Genomic DNA, 23,651 nt, shown 5'->3' on the forward strand with positions numbered 1-23,651 from the left:
ATGTGTTAGGCCTGCCGCCAGCGTTCAATCTGAGCCATGATCAAACTCTTCAATTAAAAGTTTTTTGTTTAACTCGCGTTAAACGACTCAATGAATTCTGAATCGACTTAACTTAATAAGTCGTTGTACATATTGCTATGAACACTCATTCATTGATTTAATTCTTTGATTACTCGCCAAACGGCAGAGTAATTTCGATTAACTCAACACCTGTGAGTGTCCACACAGATTTCTTGTTTAGATTGTTAAAGAGCGTTTGACCTCATCGCTTGCGTTACCGCTCACTGGGTCAGGGCTGCGTATTTTACGCATTTCCCTTGTCGCGTCAAGGCGTTTTTACAAACTTCTTGAGGCTTTCGAATCAACTGCACATTCTGCATTCGATTCGCACTGTAACCGCGCTCGCTTTCGCTGTCTGCCGTGTCAGTGGATGCGCATTATAGGCAGCGAAACTTTTTGTGCAAGCGCTTTTTTCAGGTTTTTATGATTAATTTTCAAATAGATTGTTACACCCAAGCTAGCCACAACCTACACACTTGTTATACCCAGAGTTATCCACAAACGCTGGATTTATGCGTAAAACAAACCTAACAGCGAGCCTTTATTGAGTAAACGAGTGTGTGCTAAAGATAGAAAAAAGAATTAAATGAGGCGGTAAATTTGGAGCTCTACATTATTAAGCAAGATGAAGGCTATTGGTGTCAGCCGCTACTTTATACATATATAAGCTATAAAGTAGCGTGTAGTGATTCACTTATACGTACATATATAGGTACTTAACTTGCACTCCAAAGAAGCTGTCCGCAATCGGTAAGATCATATCCCCCTAAAAGAGCCGCCATTTGCCGAGTATGCCCACTGCTTAACATAGTAAACAGTTGTTGTAGCTGCCTGCGAAAGTAAATACTTTGTGGCATCACAAAGTCGAAGGACTCCCTGATCAGTGGCACAAAGCTTAAACCGCTCTCTAAAGCAACAGACTGGCAACCAAAACCAATATCTGCATCTCCACGTGCAATATAGCCTGCAAGTTCACGCTCACTATAAGCTGTGAGTATGATATTAAGCTGATCTAAACGTGCACCTTGCTTTAATAGCCACTGCTCTAGATGCTGCTGACTGCCAGCGCCGCCTTGGCGACTGACCCAGCGCCAAGGCAAACTGAGAACTTTATCCTCCTCTTGACATCTGTGGTGCATATCGGTACGCATGATCAAGCCTTGCTGACGGGAATAGCCGTGCACCATGATCCATTGTTGGTGGTTTTGATAACCTTTAAGCAATGCTGGATGGCGGATATTTCTATCTTCCATACTCCCCCAGTGCAAGGTACACACATCAGCATAGCCCTTAGCTAATAACTCTAACCCCAAACGAGAGCCTGTTGCACTGTAACTAATAAGCTCACGACTACCAACCTGCGCCATCAAACGCGCCACTAACATTGACAACAGAGGATCATCACTACCAGTAATCAATAGTCTGTCAGTTAACATACCGCTATGGCAGGAGTCCATCACCCAGCGGTCAATCAGCACCTTAGGGAATAACCATTTGCCGGTGATTTTTGTTGCGGGAAGAATTCGGTCATTCGCCATCGCGTAAACCTTTTTCTCATTAAGATCTAAATACTCAGCAACTTGCTTCGCGCTCATGTAAATCAATTCACTGGCGGATGTCATCTTATATCCTTGTCGTCTATCTCTTTTGAGTCCGGTCGCTATTTATCGGAGTTGGTATTCACATCAAATTCGAGATTTTCACTACCGTGGTAGACCAAAAAGTGACGCCCTTTGGCCCGAGCAATAATCGTGATACCAAGTTTTTGGGCAAGCTCCAGACCCATTTGCGTTACACCACTTCGCGACAGCAATACGGGTATCCCCATTTTGGCGACCTTAATCACCATCTCCGAGGTTAACCGTCCTGTGGTATAGAAGATTTTGTTATCGCCCCGATCCTGTGCTAACCACATATCTCCCGCCAAGGTATCCACCGCGTTATGACGGCCAACATCTTCTACAAAAGCAAGGATCTGGTCAGCTTCACAAACACCACAGCCGTGCACTGCACCTGCATTTTTGTAGGTCTCATTATATTCATTGATGTTTTTGAGCAAGCTGTAGAGCGTACTCTGCTTAAGGCTTGGGGTAGGTAGCTGAATACCATCTAAATCCTGCATAAAACTGCCATATACAGTCCCTTGGCCACAGCCGGAAGTAACGGTTTTTTCAGATAACTTTTGTTCGAGATCGGCGGTGTGCTCATGCGTTAATACCGCGGCAGAATTCACATCCCAATCAACAATTACAGACTCTAATTGAGCAACATCCGAGATAAAACCCTGATTTTTAAGATAACCAAGAGCTAATGACTCAGGCTTTGCCCCCAATGTCATCAGGGTCACTATCGGGCGCCAGTTCAGATAAACCGTTAAAGGTCGCTCACAGGCAACATGCTTATCAATAACCACTCCTGACTCATCCACTGCTTTGACGGCAATAGTTAACGGCACTTCAGCTTGAGTTTTTACAAAGGAAAAGCTTCGCTTGGGTAGAGAAGGATGGTCATTGGCGAGCATCTGCTGAGCAATATTAGAACTGTTATCAGAAATCATAATGTTACCGCTTTACGAGTGATGGCATCAGCATAGCAATATTTATACCTAGGTATAAAACTCAGGGCTAAATGCGTGATCCGTCGCAATACGAAACATTCTGGCGCATCAAAATGTCTCAGACAAAATGTCCACTCAGACAAAATGTCTCGCTTTTAACCCTATTTTGATGATCCACTTCAAACTAATTCCCCCTGTTTAATGGCATTAATATTGCAGTGACCTTTTATCACGATAAGCAGGGGAAATAGCGCCGGATGCTAAGGCTTATCTCCCTTACGGTTGAAACGGAGAGACAATGCAACATACTACTAGTGTTTGGCCCATGTACGTTTCACTCAAAAAAGTAGAGAAACAGGTGGGTCGTTGGACCTCAGTACAATGGGAAATCGATCATTTACTTCCCACAACCCACGAAGCCCCCGAAGGAGCGACCTTAGTACTGCTAGAGCTGCACAAAGATGAGCGCGCCAGTTACCGCATCAACCTCGATATGGACAATGCGATGTTGTACTTAGTCTGTGATGAAATGGCAGACGGTACTTGGGTACCCGCGTTACTTTCGGCAGATCAAAATGTTGCTGCGGGCTGTCTTGAAGGCAATACGCCCGTAATCAACACGCTAATGCCTGAAGCGATTGCCTGTTGGATCGAAGCCTTTATCACTCAATATGGTGAAGTTGAAATCGCTGCTTATCGTCGTAAGCATGTCGATCACCGTAAAAATCAAGGTCCAAGCCACGATCCATTGCGGAGGGACTAATGACTGATTCAACCCCAAAGGCAAACGGTTTTTTTAGCCGTTGGAGTCAACGTCGTGAGCAAGTGGCAGCTGAAGAAGCCGCTGTTAAAACGCAAACGACTGCGGAAGAACTTGTTGATAATAAGGCAGAAGAGATCACTCAAGAGCCTACCGCTGCGCAAGAATCACAAGATGCGCTTAGCCAGGCAAATGAAGACCCTCATCGCATCCTCACGGCAGAAGATCTCCCTAATCCTGACGAGATTGAGATTGGTGGCAGTTTCGCTCAGTTTATGGGGGCGAATGTTGACCCAGCAGCAAAAACGGCAGCGCTACGCGCCCTTTGGAAACAACCGCATTTCAATGAGATAGATGGTCTTTTGGAATATGCTCTTGATTACAGCAACCAACCGAAACTAACACGCGAAGTCTCAGCTGAATTAGCCCAGAAAGTATTCCGCTATATCACCAAAGACAGTGAAGAATCAGAGATCGAACCGACCTCAACACCAGACGATGTAGTGATCGGTGCAGAAAATACCATCGAATCAAAAAACAGTGATATCGAAACCGAATTAGCCACCATACCGATTGCGGACAATTTGGATGGGGAGACTGATGACCTACCCCAAAATGCACCAGAGCCATTAGCTCAGATGCAAAAGCCAGTTGTTTAATGTCAGTTTAGCTAATTTTTATGTCTATAACTTTGGTATGTGAATTGCTGTACTAAGAGTACAAAACTTAGATAAAAGCAGAAAAGGCAATGACTTAGTATCAAATCAATGCCTGAATCTGTAACAAAACAGCGATAAAAGAGCAGCCAACGTACTGTTCAGGAACGCAATGTGAGCACTCATTTGACAACCAATCAAACCCAGGCTGCGCTAAAACAAGCGCGGCAAAATGTGTTAGCCCAAACACAGATTTTACAGAATCTGATCCCGCCAACAGTGAGTTACACCACTGAAGGCACAGTGCTAATTATTGGCCCTGAGGATCTCGCACGCCTCGCAGCGGACAAATTGTCCACTATGGCAAGCCGCGTCATTTTAGCGAACGAAGCCATTACCAGCCAAGATGAAGCACACCTTGAGCAGGTGATGGCTGCCGCCACGAATGTCGAAAGTTACTACAACAAACTGATCGGTATTAAAGGATTTTTAGGGCAGTTCCAAGTTAGCGTTGAGCATCAAAACGGTGCAGCGGAATTAAGTGTTGTCGCCATTCGTAAACCGCACTTTGATTTGATACTCGATTTAAGCAGCACACCTTGCTTGAATCTCGAAATGCTACCACCGGGGTATTTCTATGTTGGCCAAGACGACATAAAGCTCGCCGATGCACTAGAGCAACTCCCCGAACTGGTTGGCCAATTTGATAAACCTCGCTACGTCAAAATTAATGCCGACCTGTGCGCCCATGACCGCAACGGTATCAACGGCTGTAACCGTTGCCTCAACTTCTGCCCAGCTGATGCGATTAGTAGTGTCGCTAAAAAAATTGAGGTCGACCCCTACCTTTGCCACGGCGCTGGCAGCTGCTCGAGTGCCTGCCCAACGGGGGCCATTAGTTATGACTTACCGACCCCACAGGCACTGCATTCTTACCTGAATAAAATCATCAGTCGTTACCGTGAGCAAGCGCAAACAGCACCAGTGATATTGTTCCACGACAACGCGGTTGGCGCGAGCTTGATAGGGGACGACTTAGCCGGGGATGTGCTCCCTGTCGCCCTCGAAGAAATCACCGTTGCCAGCATTGACCATTGGTTAGCTTCACTAGCTTGGGGCGCACGCCAAGTGTTAATCCTCAATACCGAGGCAACTGCCCCTACGCTCACACAAATGTTGAAAGGTGAACTGGCTTTAGCCAACAGCATTTTAGATGAAATGGGTCAACCGCAGCGCTTGAGTCTTATCGACCCAAGCATGCTGGCGAATTTGGAGCCTGTGCTCGACATCAGCCTCGATTGGCCAGTGATTGTGCCCGGCGCTTTTGCGTCCACCAGCAAACGTAACACTCTGTTTGATGCGATTGACCATCTAAACAGCCAAGCGGGTGAAATCAACAGCTGTTTAAGTATCAACAACGTTCCCTACGGCAACGTCAGCGTCAATGTCGAGAAATGTACGCTCTGTATGTCCTGCGTGGCGATTTGCCCCACCATGGCATTACAAGATGGTGGCGACAAACCTGCACTACACTTTATTGAGCAAAACTGTGTGCAATGTGGCTTATGTGAGGCGGCTTGCCCTGAAAAGGTCATCAGCCTGACGCCACAAATTAACTTTGATAAAGCTGCTCGTCAGCAATTACAAACCCTGAAAGAAGAAGCCCCGTTCGAATGTATTCGCTGCGGCTCTCCTTTTGCGACCCAATCTATGGTGCATCGGATGCTGGATATGGTCGGCGCGCACAGTGCATTTTCAGCCAATATTGAACGCTTGAAAATGTGTGGTGATTGCCGGGTAAAAGACATGTTTGAAGACATTCTTCAAGATCCTGAAAAGCAACTGCGATAAGAGATCCGCTATGACCGAATCAGTAAGACAAGTATCAGAAAACGATCAGTTGAGAGCCGATATCTATCAACTGTTAGCCGCCCTTTTGCGTCGCCATCCTAGCCCTGAGCTGCTGCAATTTTTGGCCAACCTTGAAATCGATGCCAATGAAGACAATGAGATGACCAAGGCTTGGTTATCTGTACAACTGGCTGCAAAGCAATTCAGCAGTGAACAATTAGAAGATGAGTATTTTGCACTGTTCCTCGGTGTGGGTTGTGGCGAAATCTTGCCCTATGGCAGTTGGTTTATGACTGGCTCATTAATGGACAAACCCTTAGCACTGCTGCGCCAAGACTTGATGCAACTCGGTTTTGAGCGCGAAGAAAACGTCAAAGAGCCCGAAGATCATGTGGCTGCTCTGTGTGAAGTGATGGGCACATTAATTCTTGAGGCTCCAGGTTATCGTCAACTAGCGTTTTACCAACGCCATATTGGCAGTTGGATTCAGCGCTTCTGCGACAACCTAGGTAAAGCACCTAGTGCCGCCTTTTACGCTACGGTCGCTCAGCTTGCTAAAGCGTTTTTCGAGATGGAAGCCACCGAGTTTGAGCAACTCAGTTTAGACATTCCTGTGAATTGCCCTGGCAGTGCGGAGCTACAACCCGCTGCCAGCGATATCGAAAAACAAGCGGAATTAATGAACTAAACTTTAGCTAATTTGCGAGCAGTATCTTGCTGTCTATCGCATATAAGTTTGATAGGCAAAGGTGGACTTAACGTTCACCTTTGCCACAAAAAGGAAGCTTAGGCTTCCACAGTAACCGAGGTGGTCGTGGTTTGTATCACCTCATTTAGTAACACAAGGAGACACTATGAAGAAGCAAGCTTCCGACATGGGCCGCCGTCAACTGCTCAAAGCATTAGCACTCGGCAGTGCGGCTGGCGCGGTAGCGACTGTGAGTAGCCAAGCATTGGCTGCGACCCCCACTGTTGCCCCAAGCGAACCTAAGAGTGACAACTATCGCGAAACCGACCATATCCGTAATTACTATGCGTCGTTGAACAACTAACCAGAGGAGTGTGTGTGATGCGATTAACCCGCAAAACAGACCAAGTTGTCGAGCCTAAAGCGCCCGCCCTCGGTCTCAATCGTCGCCAATTTTTAAAATCGGCAGGTCTTGCCACTGGTGGTATTGCTGCAGCGTCAATGCTAGGTACTGGCATGATGCGTAAAGCAGAAGCCAAAGATATCCCCCACAATGCACCGACTGAAGTTAAGCGTACCATTTGCTCTCACTGCGCTGTGGGTTGTGGTATCTATGCTGAAGTACAAAACGGTGTGTGGACAGGCCAAGAACCCGCATTTGACCATCCATTCAACCAAGGCGGTCACTGTGCTAAAGGTGCAGCTCTGCGTGAGCACGGCCATGGCGAAAAACGCCTGAAATACCCAATGAAGTTAGAAGGCGGTAAGTGGAAGAAGATCTCTTGGGATCAAGCCATCAATGAAGTGGGCGATAAGATGATGGCGATTCGTCAAGAATCAGGTCCAGATTCTATCTACTTTATGGGTAGTGCTAAGTTCTCAAATGAACAGGCTTATTTATATCGCAAATTTGCCGCATTGTGGGGCACGAACAACGTCGACCACTCAGCCCGTATTTGTCACTCTACCACAGTAGCCGGTGTTGCAAACACTTGGGGCTACGGTGCGCAAACTAACTCGATTAACGATATTCGCAACTCTAAGTGCATCATGTTTATTGGGGCAAACCCAAGTGAAGCTCATCCAGTTGCAATGCAACATATTTTGATTGGTAAAGAGCGCGGCGCCAAAATTATTGTCGTTGATCCTCGTTTCACCCGTACTGCAGCTAAGTCTGATGAGTACGTGCATATCCGCCCAGGTACCGATATTCCGTTCATTTATGGCCTGTTATGGCACATTTTTGAAAATGGCTGGGAAGATAAAGAATTTATCAAGCATCGTGTTTACGGCATGGAACGTATCCGCGAAGAAGTGAAAAAGTACACCCCAGAAGAAGTTGAAAACGTAGTGGGCGTACCTAAGGCACAAATGTATCGTGTTGCCAAGATGATGGCTGAAACCAAACCCGGCACCATTATTTGGTGTATGGGTGGTACTCAGCACCACGTCGGTAATGCCAATACCCGCTCATACTGCTTATTGCAATTAGCTTTAGGTAACATGGGGGTTCCTGGTGGTGGTACTAACATTTTCCGTGGCCACGATAACGTACAAGGTGCAACTGACTTTGGTTTGTTATTCGATAACTTACCCGGTTATTACGGTTTAACCACTGCAGCATGGAACCACTGGGCCAATGTGTGGGATCTCGATCCTAAATGGGTGGCAAGCCGTTTCGACCAAGGCGAATACTTAGGTCAAACACCACAAACTTCAACCGGTATTCCCTGCTCTCGCTGGCACGATGGCGTACTTGAAGATAAAACCAAAATCGCGCAAAAGGACAATATTCGTTTAGCGTTCTTCTGGGGGCAATCAGTCAACACTGAAACCCGTGGCCGCGAAGTACGTGAAGCACTGAATAAAATGGATACTGTGGTGGTTGTGGACCCATTCCCAACCATGGCAGGCGTGATGCATCAACGTAAGGATGGGGTGTATCTGCTACCCGCTGCGACTCAGTTTGAAACCTACGGCTCAGTGTCAGCCACAAACCGCTCGGTTCAATGGCGTTCGAAGGTGATAGAGCCGCTGTTCGAATCACTGCCAGATCACGTGATCATGTGCAAACTCGCTAAGAAAGTAGGCATAGATAAAGAACTGTTCAAACAAATCAAAGTCAACGGTGATGAGCCATTGATTGAAGATATTACCCGCGAATTTAACAAAGGTATGTGGACAATCGGCTACACAGGTCATAGCCCAGAACGCTTAAAAATGCACCAAGAAAACTGGGGTACTTTTAATGCTGACAGCCTAGAAGCACCGGGAGGCCCAGCCAAGGGTGAGACCTATGGCTTACCATGGCCATGTTGGGGCACGCCAGAAATGAAACACCCTGGCACCCAAATTCTGTATAACGAAGCCAAACACGTTAAAGATGGTGGTGGTAACTTCCGTGCCCGCTATGGTGTTGAGCACAATGGCGTCAATATTCTTGCTGAAGGCACTTACTCTAAGGGTAGTGAAATCCAAGATGGTTACCCCGAATTTACCGCCGATATGCTCAAGCAATTGGGTTGGTGGGACGATTTAACCGAAGAAGAGAAAAAACACGCCGAAGGCAAAAACTGGAAGACAGATATTTCTGGCGGCATTCAACGTGTTGCCATTAAACATGGCTGTATTCCCTACGGTAACGCGAAAGCACGTTGTATCGTTTGGACCTTCCCAGATGATATCCCACTACATCGCGAACCACTCTACACTCCTCGTCGTGACTTAGTCGCTAAGTACCCAACCTACGAAGATCGTATGGTTGCGCGTCTACCGACACTTTATAAGTCGATTCAGGATAAGGACTTTACCCAAGGTTTCCCACTGACACTGACCTCTGGTCGTTTAGTGGAATACGAAGGTGGTGGTGAAGAATCTCGTTCTAACCCTTGGTTAGCCGAGCTACAACAAGAAATGTTTATCGAAATGAACCCGGCAGACGCTGCTGACCGTGGTATTCGTGACGGTGACAATGTCTTCGTTCATAGCCCTGAAGGCGCCAAGATCACAGTGAAGGCAATGGTGACGCCACGGGTTGTACCGGGTGAATGTTTTATGCCGTACCACTTCGCAGGGGTATTTGAAGGCGAAAGCCTAGCGAAAAACTATCCAGAAGGCACTGTGCCTTATGTGATAGGTGAGTCGGCAAACACCATTTTAACTTACGGCTATGACGTTGTGACTCAGATGCAAGAAACGAAGTCCAGCTTGTGCCAGATAAGCAAAGCCTAACCAACTTGATGAGGAGATAAGCCATTATGGCAGTCATGAAATTTTTGTGTGACACCAAACGCTGCATCGAGTGTAACGGCTGCGTCACAGCATGTAAAAACGAAAACGACTCCGCGCTGGAGTGGGGTATTCAACGTCGCCGCGTGGTGACAATTAACGATGGTCAACCAGGTGAAGCATCGATTTCAGTCGCATGTATGCACTGTACCGACGCTCCTTGCATGGCCGTATGTCCGGCAGATTGTTTCTACCGTACTGACGATGGCATTGTGCTGCACAACAAAGATACCTGTATCGGTTGTGGTTACTGCTTCTATGCCTGTCCATTCGGTGCACCACAATTTCCGAAGAAAACCGCCTTTGGTAGCCGCGGTAAAATGGATAAGTGTACCTTCTGCGCCGGTGGCCCAGAAGAAACCTTCTCCGAAGCCGAGCACAAGAAATACGGTGCCAACCGTATTGCTGAAGGCAAGCTACCTATGTGTGCAGAGCTTTGTTCAACTAAAGCACTGCTCGCGGGTGATGCGGAAGTGGTATCAAACATTTACCGTCAACGTATGGCATCTCGAGGCAATCCTAACGTGATTTGGGGCTACAACCCAAAAACCGGTGAGATTAACTAAGCAGAGTGAAGGTTAGGGAGTGATCCCTAACCTCTGGCAAGGAGTGAAAATGTTAAACAAACAGTTAAACAAATCACTGCGCAGTCTGTTTGCTCTGATGGTACTCGTGATGGGATTGGGACTTGGCTCAGTCATGAGCGCAGGCTCAGTACTGGCAAGTGATCAGCAATCGAGCCAACAGCAGGCGAAAGCGCAAACCAGCGAAGCCGATCTGTGGCGTGCGGTAAAGTCAGGTGAAACTGGCTATACCACGGCCAAAGGGGTCGAAACTGGGGTATTGATTAACGTTGCCGGTAACCAAGGTAAAGAAATAAGGAATCAATATATCACCCCGATTATGGCCTTGGCCGTGACGGGTGTGTTTGGTGCTTTCTTACTGTTTTATCTGGTGAATGGTCCTTCAAAACTCAGCCACGGTTTCTCGGGCAAGATGGTTGTACGTTGGTCAAAGGCAGATTTGTGGATCCATTGGATCATGGCAATTAGCTGTCTTGCACTGATGTTTACTGGCTTAACTATTATGCTCGGTAAGCATGTCGTGCAGGAACTGCTTGGGCCAGATATCTGGGCACCACTGATCTACGGTAGTAAAACTGTACATGACTGGGCTGGCCCCGTCTTTATCATGGCGTGGATTGTCTGCGTAGTGAAATGGATGCCACTTCAAACCTTTAAGATGTACGATCTTAAATGGTTCTTAGTGGTCGGTGGCTATATCAACTTTGGCCCATTCAAAGGTAAACACCCTGACAGTGGTTTTGCCAACGCCGGTGAGAAAATGTGGTTCTGGACACTGACCCTATTCGGGCTGTTTATCAGTGTGTCTGGCATCATGTTGGTATTACCCGGCTTAGACCTACCCCGTGAAGCCTCGATGGGCGCGCTGCTGATCCACTCGATCAGTGCCGTTATCCTGATTGCCTTTACCATAGTGCATATCTGGATGGCGACCGTACTCAGTGAAGGCGGTATGGAGTGTATGAAGTCAGGCTATTGTGATGAAAACTGGGCTATCCAGCATCACAACCTGTGGTATGACGAAATCAAAGCCAACGGCAGTTTGCGTTATAAAGACTAACGCAAGGGGTTATGCTTAACCCGATAAAAACACCTCGCACTGCGGGGTGTTTTTTTATCCAAACAAAAGCAACAACTTATTAACAAGCATTTTATTTTTGAAGTAGAAATCGGGCAATTTTGTCATCTCAAATAAACCGCCAAAGCATGAGCAAGTTAACGCTTTTGGATTAGCGTATCATCTTCTGTTACCGCAAACTGTTCTAGATCAAATCCTACTCAATCTTTTCCTACTATATTGCCGTCACGCGCGATGATTAACGGCAAGCAAGATGATTTTATTATCTTTTTCACCTCTAATCTTCACTTTTTGATAACAAGCACCACTCCTCGAAAAGTCGCGCCATCCCAAGAACCATAACCCCTATTTCAGGAGTCAGCATGAAGCAACAACCTAGCGATTTAACTCGCCGTTCTTTGCTTAAAGCACTCACCGTTGGCAGCGTAGCCGGCGCCGCAATTGCCGCTACCGGCATCAGTGCAGCCCAAGCCAGCGAGAGCAGCAAGGTAACAACTAAAGAACCTAAGGGTTACCACGAAACTGCGCACATTATCAGCTATTACGATAGCCTGCGTAGCTAATCTAGGAGAAGTCAGCGATGAAGTTAACTCGCAAGTCCGATGTCGCCAAAGTGGCCGACAAACCGACGTTAGGCATTAGCCGTCGTCAATTTATGAAGCAAGCTGGTATTGCTACTGGTGGTATCGCAGCCGCTTCTCTGATGGGTACTGGCATGATGCGCCGCGCAGAAGCCAAAGATGTACCGCACGATGCGCCTATCGAAGTTAAACGTACGATTTGTAGTGCCTGTGCCGTCGGTTGCGGTCTATATGCCGAAGTACAAAACGGTGTATGGACAGGTCAGGAACCTGCATTTGATCACCCATTCAACGCCGGCGGTCACTGCGCCAAAGGTGCTGCACTGCGTGAGCATGGCCACGGTGAAAAACGCCTGAAATACCCAATGAAATTGGTTGATGGCAAGTGGAAAAAAATCTCTTGGGAAGATGCGATTAACGAAGTGGGCGACCAAATGCTCAACATTCGTAAAGAATCTGGCCCAGACTCAGTGTACTTCATGGGTAGCGCTAAGTTTTCTAACGAAGGCTGCTATATGTACCGCAAACTGGCGGCCATGTGGGGCACAAACAACGTCGACCACTCTGCTCGTATTTGTCACTCTACCACGGTAGCCGGTGTTGCTAACACTTGGGGTTACGGTGCGCAAACTAACTCTTTCAACGATATTCAGAATGCCAATGCTATCTTCCTGATCGGGGCAAACCCAGCGGAAGCGCATCCGGTTTCAATGCAACACATTCTGATCGCTAAAGAGAAAAACAACGCGAAAATCATCGTCGTTGATCCACGTTTCTCTCGCACTGCAGCGCACTCAGATCTGCACTGTGCAATTCGTCCTGGTACTGATATTCCGTTTATCTACGGTATGTTATGGCACATTTTCGAAAACGGTTGGGAAGATAAAACCTTTATCAAACATCGCGTATTCGAGATGGAAAGTATCCGCAGAGAAGTGAAAAAATTCCCGCCAAAAGAAGTGGCGGATATCACTGGCGTAAGCGAAGAAGTGGTTTATCAAGCCGCTAAACTGATGGCCGATAATCGTCCTGGTACTGTGATTTGGTGTATGGGTGGTACTCAGCATCACGTCGGTAACGCTAACACTCGTGCTTACTGTATTCTGCAATTAGCCTTAGGCAACATGGGCGTATCTGGTGGCGGTACTAACATTTTCCGTGGTCACGATAACGTACAAGGTGCGACTGACTTAGGTCTGTTATTCGATAACTTACCAGGTTACTACGGTTTAACCTCTGCGGCTTGGACTCACTGGACCCACGTGTGGGATCTGGATATGGAATGGGTGAAGAGCCGTTTCGATCAAAACGCCTACTTAGGCAAAGATCCAATGACCACTCCAGGCATTCCTTGTTCTCGCTGGCACGATGGCGTGTTAGAAGACAAGAGCAAACTGGCTCAGAAAGACAATATCCGTATGGCCTTCTTCTGGGGTCAATCGGTCAACACTGAAACCCGTCAACGTGAAGTGCGTGATGCCTTAGACAAGATGGATACAGTCGTCGTTGTCGACCCATTCCCAACAATGGCAGGTGTTATGCACCGTCGTAAGAATGGCGTGTATCTGTTACCTGCTGCGACTCAGTTTGAAACACAAGGTTCAGTGTCTAACTCAGGCCGTTCTATCCAATGGCGTGAGCAGGTTATCCAACCTTTATTCGAGTCAAAAACCGACATCGAAATCATGTACCGTTTAGCGCAAAAACTCGGTATTGACGAGCAGTACACTAAACGCATCGCCAAAGAAAACGGCTTACCAGTAATCGAAGACATTACTCGCGAAATTAACCGCGGTATGTGGACTATCGGTATGACAGGTCAAAGCCCTGAGCGTATCAAGTTACACACCCAAAACTGGGGCACCTTCAGCAATAAAACGCTTGAAGCCGCAGGGGGGCCTGCGAAGGGCGAAACCTACGGTTTACCTTGGCCATGTTGGGGTACACCAGAAGCTAAACATCCTGGTACCCAAATTCTGTATAACCAAGCCAAACACGTAAAAGACGGCGGCGGTAACTTCCGTGCTCGTTATGGTGTTGAATACAACGGTCAAAGCATTTTGGCGGATGGCACTTACTCTAAAGGTGCGGAAATCCAAGATGGTTATCCTGAGTTTACTGCCGATATGCTCAAGCAATTGGGCTGGTGGGATGATCTGACTGCCGAGGAAAAAGCCGAAGCCGAAGGTAAAAACTGGAAGACTGACCTGTCAGGCGGTATCGTGCGCGTGGCAATTAAGCACGGTTGTATCCCATTTGGTAACGCCAAAGCCCGCTGTATCGTTTGGACCTTCCCAGACCAAGTACCTGTGCACCGCGAGCCGTTATACACCGCACGCCGTGACTTAGTCGCTAAGTACCCAACCTACGACGATATGCAAGTTCATCGTCTACCAACACTGTACAAGTCAATCCAAGAGAAAGACTTCAGCGGTAAATATCCATTAGTACTGACCTCTGGTCGTTTAGTGGAATATGAAGGTGGTGGTGAAGAATCTCGTTCTAACCCATGGCTGGCTGAGCTTCAACAGGAAATGTTTGTTGAAATCAACCCAGGCGACGCTGCCGACCGCGGTATCCGCAACGGTGAGTTTGTATGGTTAGAGGGCGCCGAAGGTGGCCGCATTAAAGTACAAGCCATGGTAACGCCACGCGTTAAACCAGGTGTGACCTTTATGCCTTACCACTTTGCGGGTGTGATGCACGGCGAAAGCTTAGCGCCTAACTACCCTGAGGGCACAGTGCCTTACGTTATCGGTGAATCCTGTAACACAGCACTGACCTATGGTTATGACCCTGTGACCCAAATGCAGGAAACCAAAGCGTCGCTCTGTCAGATCGTTAAAGCGTAAGTGCAGCTTAAGCTAGGAGAATTGCCACTATGGCTACAATGAAATTTTTGTGTGATACCAAGCGCTGCATCGAATGTAACGGCTGTGTCACCGCATGTAAAAACGAAAACGACTCCGCTCTCGAGTGGGGTATCCAACGCCGCCGCGTGGTAACCATCAACGATGGTCAACCAGGTGAGGCATCAATCTCTGTCGCCTGTATGCATTGCTCAGATGCACCATGTATGGCGGTTTGCCCAGCAAACTGCTTCTACAGAACCGATGACGGCATTGTGCTACATAACAAAGATGCCTGTATCGGTTGTGGTTACTGCTTGTACGCCTGCCCATTTGGCGCACCACAGTTCCCGAAAAAAGGTGCCTTTGGTAGCCGCGGTAAGATGGATAAATGTACCTTCTGTGCCGGTGGCCCAGAAGAAAACCACTCAGAGGCAGAGCGCCAGAAGTACGGTTCAAACCGTATTGCTGAAGGCAAACTGCCAATGTGCGCAGAACTCTGCGCCACTAAAGCCTTATTAGCGGGTAATGCAGAAGTTGTTTCGAACATCTTCCGTGAGCGCGTGGCTTACCGTGGTGCTAAAAACGCGGCTTGGAATTAATTCAGGTCACAGGATCTGTCCACAGACTTAGCTTGGTGCCTGCTTGCAGGCGCCACTAAGCGAGAGAGGATGTATGATGAACAAATGGTTCAAACACATAGGTTTAGCCATAGCACTGCTATTTAGTGCCGTGTGTCTAGCCAATGGTGGTGATGGACAGGCGATCCAACCTCAAGCCTCTGATGCCCAAATTTGGGCACAGCTGAAGGATGGCGCGACGGGATACACTACCTCACAAAGCGAGTTCCACGCACAGCCGATCAATACTTATGATCTACGGGTGTTGGAGCTACGTAGCGACTGGTTAGCGCCGGCTTTAATGGCAGCGCTATTCGGCATGATCATTATCTTTGTCTTATTTATCAAGGTGAACGGCATTTCTAAGCTACACCATGGTTTTTCAGGCAAGTTAGTGCATCGCTGGTCTAAATTCGACGTTTCTATTCACTGGTTAGGTGCGATTCCGTGCTTACTATTGATATTAACGGGCTTAACCTTATTAGCAGGTCGCTTCTTCTTCCAACCTTGGTTGGGCGAAGGCATCTGGGAAGCTATCGTCTATGGCGCTAAGCAAATCCATGATGTGATGGCGATTCCGTTTATGATCGGCTGGGCATTGATGACAGTGTTATGGGCGAAGAACCAGCTGCCAAAAATGTACGACGTGAAGTGGTTCCTGGTTGTTGGTGGTTACATCAACTTTGGTCCATTCAAAGGTAAACACCCTGATGCAGGCTTTGCCAACGCCGGTGAAAAAATGTGGTTCTGGGCCTTTGCCCTGTTCGGGTTAATCATTTCAGCATCTGGCATGTTGTTACTGTTCCCAAATCTTTTCGAACCAAGCCGCACCTTAAGCTTAATCGCGCTGGTATTGCACTCAGTGAGCGCCATCGTGATCTGTGCTTTCTCTATCGTGCATATCTTCATGGCAACGGTAATGTCAGAAGGCGGTATGGAGTGTATGGTGTCTGGTTATTGTGATGAAAACTGGGCAACCCAACACCACAACCTGTGGTACGACGAAATCAAAGCTAACGGCACGTTGAAATATAAAGAGTAAAAGTCGCTGAAAATAAAAAACCTCCACTGTATTTGTGGAGGTTTTTTTATGGGTAAAATAAGTGCGTTAACTCGAGCGATTAGAAGCGATACATCACAGAGACACCGATATTTCTGGGATCGATAATCGCGGCATAACCATCGGGGTAACTGCGGCTGGCGGGTTCATTTACCGTCAACGCTTGCTCATCAAACAGGTTGTTGACAAAGCCGCTAACTCTCCAGCTATCGGTTTGATAATCAAGGCTCACACGCGCCACGACATAATCACCCGCTATTCTAGATTCGGTATTATTAATATCCGCAAAATACTCGCCAACATAGTTGCCTGAAAAACCGAAAGAGAACGCATCATTCATCCAATACTTGAATCCAGCATTAGCAGTGATGTGCGGGGCTGAGTTCAACTGATTACCGATAATATCCCCATAGCTAGGGTCGGCTTGCTTGATTTCGCTATCGAGTAAACCTACGCCCGAAATAAACTGCCAGTTTTCAGTTAACATGGCGCTGAATTCGGCTTCAATACCGTAACTGACGGCTTTATCGATATTGGTAATTTTGCGGGCGCTATTAGACGCTTGATAACCATCAAAATCGTTGTAGAAGATATTAGCACTTAAGTTGACATCGCCATTGGCAAATGCGCTACGGCTACTCAGTTCATAGGTATTTACAAACTCTTCATCGTAGTAGTAATACTCGCTTTCCACCAAAGACAGCGCGCCACCACCCGAGTTATAACCACGACGAACACTGGCCGCTAAGGTGGTATTATCATTCAGCGCGTATTGCAGCACTAACTTCGGCAGGGTAACGGTATTGGCGTCATCGAGTTTTTCCTCAAGTAGACTACCTTGATAGCGCATGTTGAAGTTACGTAATTGCTCCTCACGCATCACGCGGCCACCAACAGTAATCCAGATCGAGTCGGCGAGCCCATAGGTGACTTCACCATAAACGGAGGCTGACTTAGTGCTGTCATCACCACTATAGATTGAGCTGCCAGTACTACCAAAATCTTGGCTACGTTTAAAATAGGCTAAACCAACAAAACCGTTGAAATCTTTGTCTTTGAGGCCAAAGCTATATTTGCCATCTACGGTATAACTCTTGTCCTCCATATCCACATATTGCTGGGCAGTCACGAGAGGCTCATAGGTTTCAAAGCCCCAATCGTAATCCATATAGGCGACTATCAGATCGAGGGCTTGCCCTTCCCCGAGGTCATAATCCACTTTCACTGAGTGAGTTGTCGATTTAGTCTCGATATAACGTTGGGAAATCGGCTTATATGCCCATGGATCGTCACCGGTAAAATAGTTACGCCCTGAGTCACCTTTCTCATCATTGTATGAAAAGCTGTAGAGCACTTTTAGGTCTTCAATTGCGCTCGGTTGCCACAAAAATTTGCCGCGCCAGCGATTGGTAATGAGTTCATTTTGATCAAATGTGGCGGGATTCGTCTCGTATTCCAAGCCTTTATTGTAGGTTTCGCCCGTCACATTTTGCCCGCTCACCCTAAATGCTAACTCATCATCGAGGATGGGGCCTGAGAGCATCACTGCACTGTCGATAAAGTTATCTTGATTGCGATAACCCACGCGAGCCGCGCCCTGCCAATCGAAGGTCGGATCTTCGGTTTTAATAAATACCGTACCGCCAATGCTGTTACGACCATTAATCGTCGATTGCGGACCACGGAAAACCTCAATTTGTTGAATATCCCACAGCCCAGTATCACCCGTAAGATCAGCAACAAAAGGCTCCGCCACACCATCGACTAAGGTTGATACCCGCGCACGAGCCCCACCGGTGAAAGAGTTAAATCCGGAGGCCGAACCATTACCAGAAACCCCACGAATATCGGGCACAGAGCCGGATAACACCACCACGTTCGGCACCTCAGATAAGGCACTTGAGGTTGATTGGTATTGGCCGCTATCGAGGGTTTCCTTATCAATCACTGAAATAGATGACGTCGTATCCTTCAGGCTACGCTCAATCTTTTCACCATAAACAGTAATTTTTTCAATCGGTTCTGAAGATTCCGCATCCACACCAGCATAAACGGAAGAGACCAGTAAACTCGAAACTATTGCGGCAATTGCACTTTTCTTAAACGCCCTGCATTTCATAAAAACCTCGACGGCACTCATTGATAAAAAGGTGTTAACTAAAAATGCCGACAATTTATCTTAAAACAACCTTAACCACAATTGATAATCGATATCATTTACATTCAACAAATCACTTTGTGATATAACGCAAATACATTAGGTATTGAAAGGAAAAACACTTTAAGTGTTAATAAGATAAGTCAGTTACAATAACTTTATATCTACAGATATTCGGCCACAAAGACTTAAGCAGTCACCCTATAGCGTTCTTCTGTTTCTGCCTATATTCTAAGTTGCTAATAGGAGGATTAGCGGAAACACGGAAACCATGGGTGATATTTCAAAAGCAAAATTGATGTACCTAGCGATAGGAGTGTTCATGGGGATCATTATTGGCAACCTATCACTATCGATAAGCAATTTATTTTTAGGAATTGCATCCATATTAGGCTGGTTAGTACTAATGGTCGGAATTCCTCCCTCTAATAGTCATCAATTTCGAATTGCAACTTTCTTTATATCAATCAGCCTACTACCTGTGTCGTGGTGGATTTATATAACGTCCAATTAAGCGCCTAGTGGCCATATTTTTGTCCTGTATTGGCGATAAGGGTTTCGATCACATGCTTACTGAATGAAGTGATAGTCGTGAAGCTAATAGTCAGTCGTAAATTCATGACCAACACTGGCGTCGGACGGTTATTCCGCGGGTACAAATCTTTTTGAATGCAGTTGATATTCTGCTTGTTCGTCCCGAGGTTAAACGCAATAGATACCAAAGTTTTCCCTAATCAGAGCAAAAATCTTCCCTCAGTAACTCTCGCCTTATCAATCCATAAATCGAGCGCTACCATTACAGGAATTATTTCAATACATCTGCCTGTTTCTGTACTCGGCTCGCCCAATATCCTGCCAGCATGGCGCCTGAGAGATTATGCCAAATTGAGAAAATCGCGCTGGGGACGGCGGAGACTGGGCTAAAAAACTTGATACACAGAGCAGTTGCGAGACCAGAGTTTTGCAGCCCCACCTCAATCGAAATGGTTTTACACACGGTGTGACTAAAGCCGAGCAAGCGGCAACAGGTATAACCCAAGGCGAGTCCTAAGCCATTATGTAGAAACACCGCGAGTAAAATCACAGGCCCCACCTGCGCAAATTGCCCCGCATTTAAGGCCACAATAATGCTGATGGCCAGCACAATCGCCACGATAGAAATAATGGGTAATGCAGGGGCAAGTTTAGCCACCCGCGGTTTAAAGAAGTGATTCAACACCACACCCACAGTTACTGGGATAAGCACGATTTTAACGAGGCTGACTAGCATATCCACTAAAGGAATAGCGACCATCTCGCCGATTAATAGCTGGATAATCAACGGGGTGAGCACCACACCCACTAAGGTGGATAGCGCCGTCATAGTGATAGATAAGGCGACATCACCCTTGGCCAAATAGCAGATCACGTTCGATGCCGTGCCGCCTGCCACGCTCCCCACCAGCACCATGCCTATGGTCAACTCCCGATTGAGCCCTAACAGTAAACTGATGACTAAGGCACTTAAGGGCATTAGGGTAAATTGCAAGATTAAGCCAGTGATAACGGCGCGTTTCTGCTTAAATGCATTGGTAAAATCCTGCAAATCTAAGGTCAATCCCATGGATAACATAATCACCACCAGCAACGGCACTATGCTGGTTTTTAATCCGCTAAACCATGCGGGCATCAAATACGCCGTACCCGCCCCGAGTAAGGCAAATAGCGGAAAAAAGCGGTTGATATTAACCAATGGGGATCCTCCGATATTTCAGGCGATTTGAGGAAATTAAGCAATGTCCGCAGGGATAATGACAGCCTGACTCCCTCAGCACAAGCCAAAGCGTCCACAAGTAAGAAGCTCAACTTTTTATCATTTCAGCCTTTCGATTGAGCTCTTAAGTTAATCGCTCAAATTCAATAACAAAGAGCCAAAAACCTCAGTAAATATGCATCTATGTTTACTAAAACATGATCTGCTTAACAAAAAGCCCGTGATTTCCTTGTTAGGAAACCGTAACTTATAACCAGTTCACGTTTTATTTACTCCATACGAGGTAGTCTAATTGCGCTAGGTGGTCGTGAATTACCTAAAGCAATTTTGGTGTTTACGGTTAGCACTCTCAGATAGGAATCGTTATGTCTTCAGTTATTCAAACGCTCAGCGGCGCGATCGCAACGCCTTATCAAGCGAATATTACCGTCCCTAACTGGATGCTCAGCTCGATGGAACGAGTCATGCAGTATTATGTCGATAAGAATCTTCGCCTTGATACGCTCTCCGCCGACATCATGCCCGCTCCGGTCGAAGGTAAAAAGTACATGCTTTATGCCCATGTGCCCTTCTGCCATACCTTGTGTTCTTACTGCACCTTCCACCGTTTTATGTTTAAGGAAGACAAGGCGCGCGCTTACTTTATCTCCCTACGTAAAGAGATGGAGATGGTCAAAGCCTTAGGCTATGACTTTGAATCTATGTACATTGGCGGTGGCACCACCACAGTATTAGAAGACGAACTCGCCCGCACCATTGAGCATGCAAAGACCTTATTCCCAAGCATTAAAGAAGTGTCTTGCGAGTCCGATCCACAGCATTTAGACAGCCCAGGCTTTAAACAACTCAAGGGCTTAGTGGATCGTATGTCCATCGGCGTACAAAGCTTTAACGATGACATTTTAAAAATGACCGACCGCCTCGAAAAATTCGGCACAGGTCAACAAACCTTCGACAAGATCATGGCGGCTAAAGAGCTGTTCCCCATTATCAACGTCGACCTGATTTTTGGCTTCCGCGGCCAAACCGATGAAGTGATCCAGCACGACTTAGACATGGCCTCACGCCTCGACCCAAGACAGATCACCACCTATCCACTGATGATTACGCACCAAACGCGTAAGAGTGTTAAAGGTAAACTGGCCGCACCACAGGCGGATATGGCCAACCAATATCGCCAGATCTTAAACAGCTTAAATGGTCAATATAATCAGTTATCTGCATGGGCATTTGGTAAAGCAAATGACGAAGGTTTTGATGAATATGTAATCGACTACGATGAGTATTTAGGGGTGGGTTCAGGCTCATTTAGCTTTTTGAATGACACTTTATACGTTAACACCTTCTCGCTACGTAAATACCAAGAGCGGATCGCCGCTGGCAAGATGGGCGTCGAGCAACAGAAGAACTACAACAAAAAAGATGTGATGCAATATCGCTTTCTGCTGGGGATGTTCTCCGGTCGCCTATCGCGTAAATATTTCCGCGAAACCTTTGGCGTTAACTTAGACACAGCCCTGTTTAAGGAAATGACCTCGATGAAGCTGATTGGCGCCATCAAGAACGACCCCACCGATCCCGATAATCTGATCATCACAGATAACGGCAAGATGATGGGCCTGTTAATGATGAAAGAGTTCTACGCTGGCATGGATAACGTGCGCGCGCAATTGCGTAAACCGCTCAAACCCTGCGATATGTAAGCAAGAGTAAAACCACTAAAGGCCCTTTATGGGCCTTTTTGTTAAGGTGATTTCGCGCTACTCTTGCCTCGGTTTATTCGCATTCGTGACCAACCCAGTAATAAAGGAGTATTCGTTATGGGTTTTACTGATCAAGAAAAACAAGCACTACTCGCCGTTAAGGGCGTTGGCCCGACTGTCATTAAACGCTTTGAAGAAATCGGTATTAGCTCACTTGCGCAGTTGGCCGAGCATGAGGTCGAGGATATCGCCAACCTCGTCGCTAGCATGTTACGCACCACTTGCTGGAAAAACAGCCCGCAAGCACGCAATGCTATTGCCGCAGCCATCGAACTTGCCCGCCATCAATAATCTTTTGATTTCCAATTCGTTGAGATATTTATGCCATCTTATTTACGCATCTTAGCTTGCACTCTAACCGCGTTGTTATTTAGCACATCGGTTTTTGCCAACGACAGCAGTTTTGGTGATGCCAATGGTTCAATCACCCTTAAATATCAGCCGCATATCAGTATGGACAAAGAGTCACTCTTTATCAGCGAGGCCGAAATCAGGGTCGATTATGTGTTTACCAACACCAGTTCGCAGGATCTTATCGTCCCTATCGCCTTCCCCATGCCGCCGATGTTTTTTGGCTCCGCCGATCACAGCAGCATCGATAACTTCACCCTTAAAGTGAATGGCAAACCCCAGCCAACCGAGCACAGGCTCGTCGCCCAACTTGCCGATAAGACGGATATTTCTGCCGAGCTTAAAAAACTCGGCTGGGGTGTAGAGGAAGTCGCCTATTTTGCCGAATATAGCAAAGTCCCCAAGGGCAAACCTGCGCTCCCCAAGGAATGGTTGGATGAGGAGCAACAAATCGCCTTTACCCTAAGCGATTACTTTGTGTGGGAACAAACCTTTCCCGCGGGCCAATCTGTCTCCATCAGCCACAGTTACACGCCTAGCCTCTCAACAGGCATCCCCGATACTGCCAATAGTATTATCGATACTTACACTGAACTTGCCTGTTTAGATGAAAGTGCTAAGCAAGGTATTAAGAAGCGTAATCTCGTCGTTAAACAAGACGGCGAAGATGTTGAATATGGCGTGGAATGGAGCCACCTTAGCTATATTTTGGTCACGGCCAATAACTGGCAAGGAGCGATTAAGGACTTTAAACTGACGCTGAAAAAATCCCAACCGACTGATCTCGTCAGTTTGTGTTTTGATGGTGAACTTAAAAAAACCGATTCACTCACCTTTGAGTTTCAGCAAAAAAAATTCACGCCAACGCAGGATCTCAGCATCCTATTTATCCGTAAACCGGATTTTGAATAATCGAAAAAGCCAGCTAAAAGCCTGTCTCTCATACACAAATCCCTGAACAATGCTCAGGGATTTTTTTTGAACTCATTCCCCG

19 protein-coding genes and 1 rRNA gene (1 of these 20 only partly in view) are annotated in these 23,651 nt (G+C 46.8%); 15 read left to right on the forward strand and 5 right to left on the reverse strand.

The window, feature by feature from the left end:
- From FJD32_RS21165 to FJD32_RS21175, 3 genes are all read right to left on the reverse strand, one after another.
- Positions 1-56 (reverse strand): 16S ribosomal RNA (locus FJD32_RS21165) (it extends 1,487 nt beyond the left edge of the window).
- Positions 57-776: 720 nt separating this feature from the next.
- Positions 777-1,682 (reverse strand): helix-turn-helix transcriptional regulator, encoded by a 906-nt coding sequence (locus FJD32_RS21170; protein ID WP_037423474.1) that lies wholly within the window; start codon positions 1,680-1,682, stop codon positions 777-779.
- A gap of 38 nt (positions 1,683-1,720) precedes the next feature.
- Complete coding sequence (locus tag FJD32_RS21175) at positions 1,721-2,617, reverse strand: formate dehydrogenase accessory sulfurtransferase FdhD (RefSeq protein WP_055646686.1); 897 nt, start codon at positions 2,615-2,617, stop codon at positions 1,721-1,723.
- A gap of 298 nt (positions 2,618-2,915) precedes the next feature.
- Between FJD32_RS21175 and FJD32_RS21180 the strand changes: the two genes are divergently transcribed.
- The 12 genes from FJD32_RS21180 to FJD32_RS21235 all read left to right on the forward strand — a co-directional run bounded on the left by FJD32_RS21180 (position 2,916) and on the right by FJD32_RS21235 (position 16,614).
- Positions 2,916-3,380: a DUF3305 domain-containing protein gene (locus tag FJD32_RS21180; protein WP_037429183.1), complete on the forward strand. Its 465-nt coding sequence runs from the start codon at positions 2,916-2,918 to the stop codon at positions 3,378-3,380.
- Positions 3,380-4,036 (forward strand): DUF3306 domain-containing protein, encoded by a 657-nt coding sequence (locus FJD32_RS21185; RefSeq protein ID WP_037429184.1) that lies wholly within the window; start codon positions 3,380-3,382, stop codon positions 4,034-4,036. The genes FJD32_RS21180 and FJD32_RS21185 overlap by 1 nt, the downstream gene beginning before the upstream one ends.
- Before the next feature lie 171 nt (positions 4,037-4,207).
- A complete protein-coding gene (locus FJD32_RS21190) occupies positions 4,208-5,884 on the forward strand; it encodes a 4Fe-4S binding protein (RefSeq protein ID WP_088586298.1) in 1,677 nt (558 codons plus the stop codon).
- Positions 5,885-5,894: 10 nt separating this feature from the next.
- Positions 5,895-6,572: a molecular chaperone TorD family protein gene (locus tag FJD32_RS21195; RefSeq protein ID WP_037429186.1), complete on the forward strand. Its 678-nt coding sequence runs from the start codon at positions 5,895-5,897 to the stop codon at positions 6,570-6,572.
- 166 nt (positions 6,573-6,738) lie between these two features.
- The gene (locus FJD32_RS21200; protein ID WP_011074127.1) at positions 6,739-6,936 is read left to right on the forward strand and encodes a twin-arginine translocation signal domain-containing protein; all 198 of its coding nucleotides are present in this window, start codon (positions 6,739-6,741) and stop codon (positions 6,934-6,936) included.
- 17 nt (positions 6,937-6,953) lie between these two features.
- Positions 6,954-9,803 carry a molybdopterin-dependent oxidoreductase gene (locus FJD32_RS21205; protein ID WP_037429190.1) on the forward strand — a complete coding sequence of 950 codons (2,850 nt, stop codon included), beginning with the start codon at positions 6,954-6,956 and terminating at the stop codon, positions 9,801-9,803.
- 26 nt (positions 9,804-9,829) lie between these two features.
- Positions 9,830-10,426 carry a formate dehydrogenase FDH3 subunit beta gene (fdh3B, locus tag FJD32_RS21210; protein WP_007651894.1) on the forward strand — a complete coding sequence of 199 codons (597 nt, stop codon included), beginning with the start codon at positions 9,830-9,832 and terminating at the stop codon, positions 10,424-10,426.
- Between the two features lie 49 nt (positions 10,427-10,475).
- Positions 10,476-11,504, forward strand: coding sequence for a formate dehydrogenase subunit gamma (locus FJD32_RS21215; RefSeq protein ID WP_037423454.1), 1,029 nt, complete (start codon positions 10,476-10,478; stop codon positions 11,502-11,504).
- A 380-nt stretch (positions 11,505-11,884) separates the two neighbouring features.
- Positions 11,885-12,085: a twin-arginine translocation signal domain-containing protein gene (locus FJD32_RS21220; RefSeq protein ID WP_037423451.1), complete on the forward strand. Its 201-nt coding sequence runs from the start codon at positions 11,885-11,887 to the stop codon at positions 12,083-12,085.
- 17 nt (positions 12,086-12,102) lie between these two features.
- The gene (locus FJD32_RS21225) at positions 12,103-14,955 is read left to right on the forward strand and encodes a molybdopterin-dependent oxidoreductase (protein ID WP_037429193.1); all 2,853 of its coding nucleotides are present in this window, start codon (positions 12,103-12,105) and stop codon (positions 14,953-14,955) included.
- 29 nt (positions 14,956-14,984) lie between these two features.
- Positions 14,985-15,554, forward strand: coding sequence for a formate dehydrogenase FDH3 subunit beta (fdh3B, locus tag FJD32_RS21230; protein ID WP_099457275.1), 570 nt, complete (start codon positions 14,985-14,987; stop codon positions 15,552-15,554).
- A 76-nt stretch (positions 15,555-15,630) separates the two neighbouring features.
- A complete protein-coding gene (locus tag FJD32_RS21235; RefSeq protein WP_037423443.1) occupies positions 15,631-16,614 on the forward strand; it encodes a formate dehydrogenase subunit gamma in 984 nt (327 codons plus the stop codon).
- A 79-nt stretch (positions 16,615-16,693) separates the two neighbouring features.
- Here the strand turns inward: FJD32_RS21235 and FJD32_RS21240 are convergent, their stop codons facing one another.
- Together FJD32_RS21240 and FJD32_RS21245 are read right to left on the reverse strand one after the other, a co-directional pair.
- The gene (locus FJD32_RS21240; protein WP_037429215.1) at positions 16,694-18,751 is read right to left on the reverse strand and encodes a TonB-dependent receptor; all 2,058 of its coding nucleotides are present in this window, start codon (positions 18,749-18,751) and stop codon (positions 16,694-16,696) included.
- Positions 18,752-19,595: 844 nt separating this feature from the next.
- Positions 19,596-20,522, reverse strand: a complete 927-nt coding sequence (locus FJD32_RS21245) for a bile acid:sodium symporter family protein (protein WP_055648485.1) — start codon at positions 20,520-20,522, stop codon at positions 19,596-19,598.
- Between the two features lie 386 nt (positions 20,523-20,908).
- On the opposite strand from FJD32_RS21245, the gene FJD32_RS21250 reads away from it, so the two are divergent.
- From FJD32_RS21250 to FJD32_RS21260, 3 genes are all read left to right on the forward strand, one after another.
- The gene (locus FJD32_RS21250) at positions 20,909-22,246 is read left to right on the forward strand and encodes a coproporphyrinogen III oxidase family protein (protein ID WP_037423493.1); all 1,338 of its coding nucleotides are present in this window, start codon (positions 20,909-20,911) and stop codon (positions 22,244-22,246) included.
- A gap of 117 nt (positions 22,247-22,363) precedes the next feature.
- Positions 22,364-22,597, forward strand: a complete 234-nt coding sequence (locus tag FJD32_RS21255) for a hypothetical protein (RefSeq protein WP_037423496.1) — start codon at positions 22,364-22,366, stop codon at positions 22,595-22,597.
- A 30-nt stretch (positions 22,598-22,627) separates the two neighbouring features.
- Positions 22,628-23,569: a DUF4424 domain-containing protein gene (locus FJD32_RS21260; RefSeq protein WP_099457274.1), complete on the forward strand. Its 942-nt coding sequence runs from the start codon at positions 22,628-22,630 to the stop codon at positions 23,567-23,569.
- Positions 23,570-23,651 lie beyond the last annotated feature (82 nt).

This window comes from Shewanella sp. LC6 (genome assembly GCF_006385735.2).
GTDB lineage: Bacteria > Pseudomonadota > Gammaproteobacteria > Enterobacterales > Shewanellaceae > Shewanella > Shewanella xiamenensis.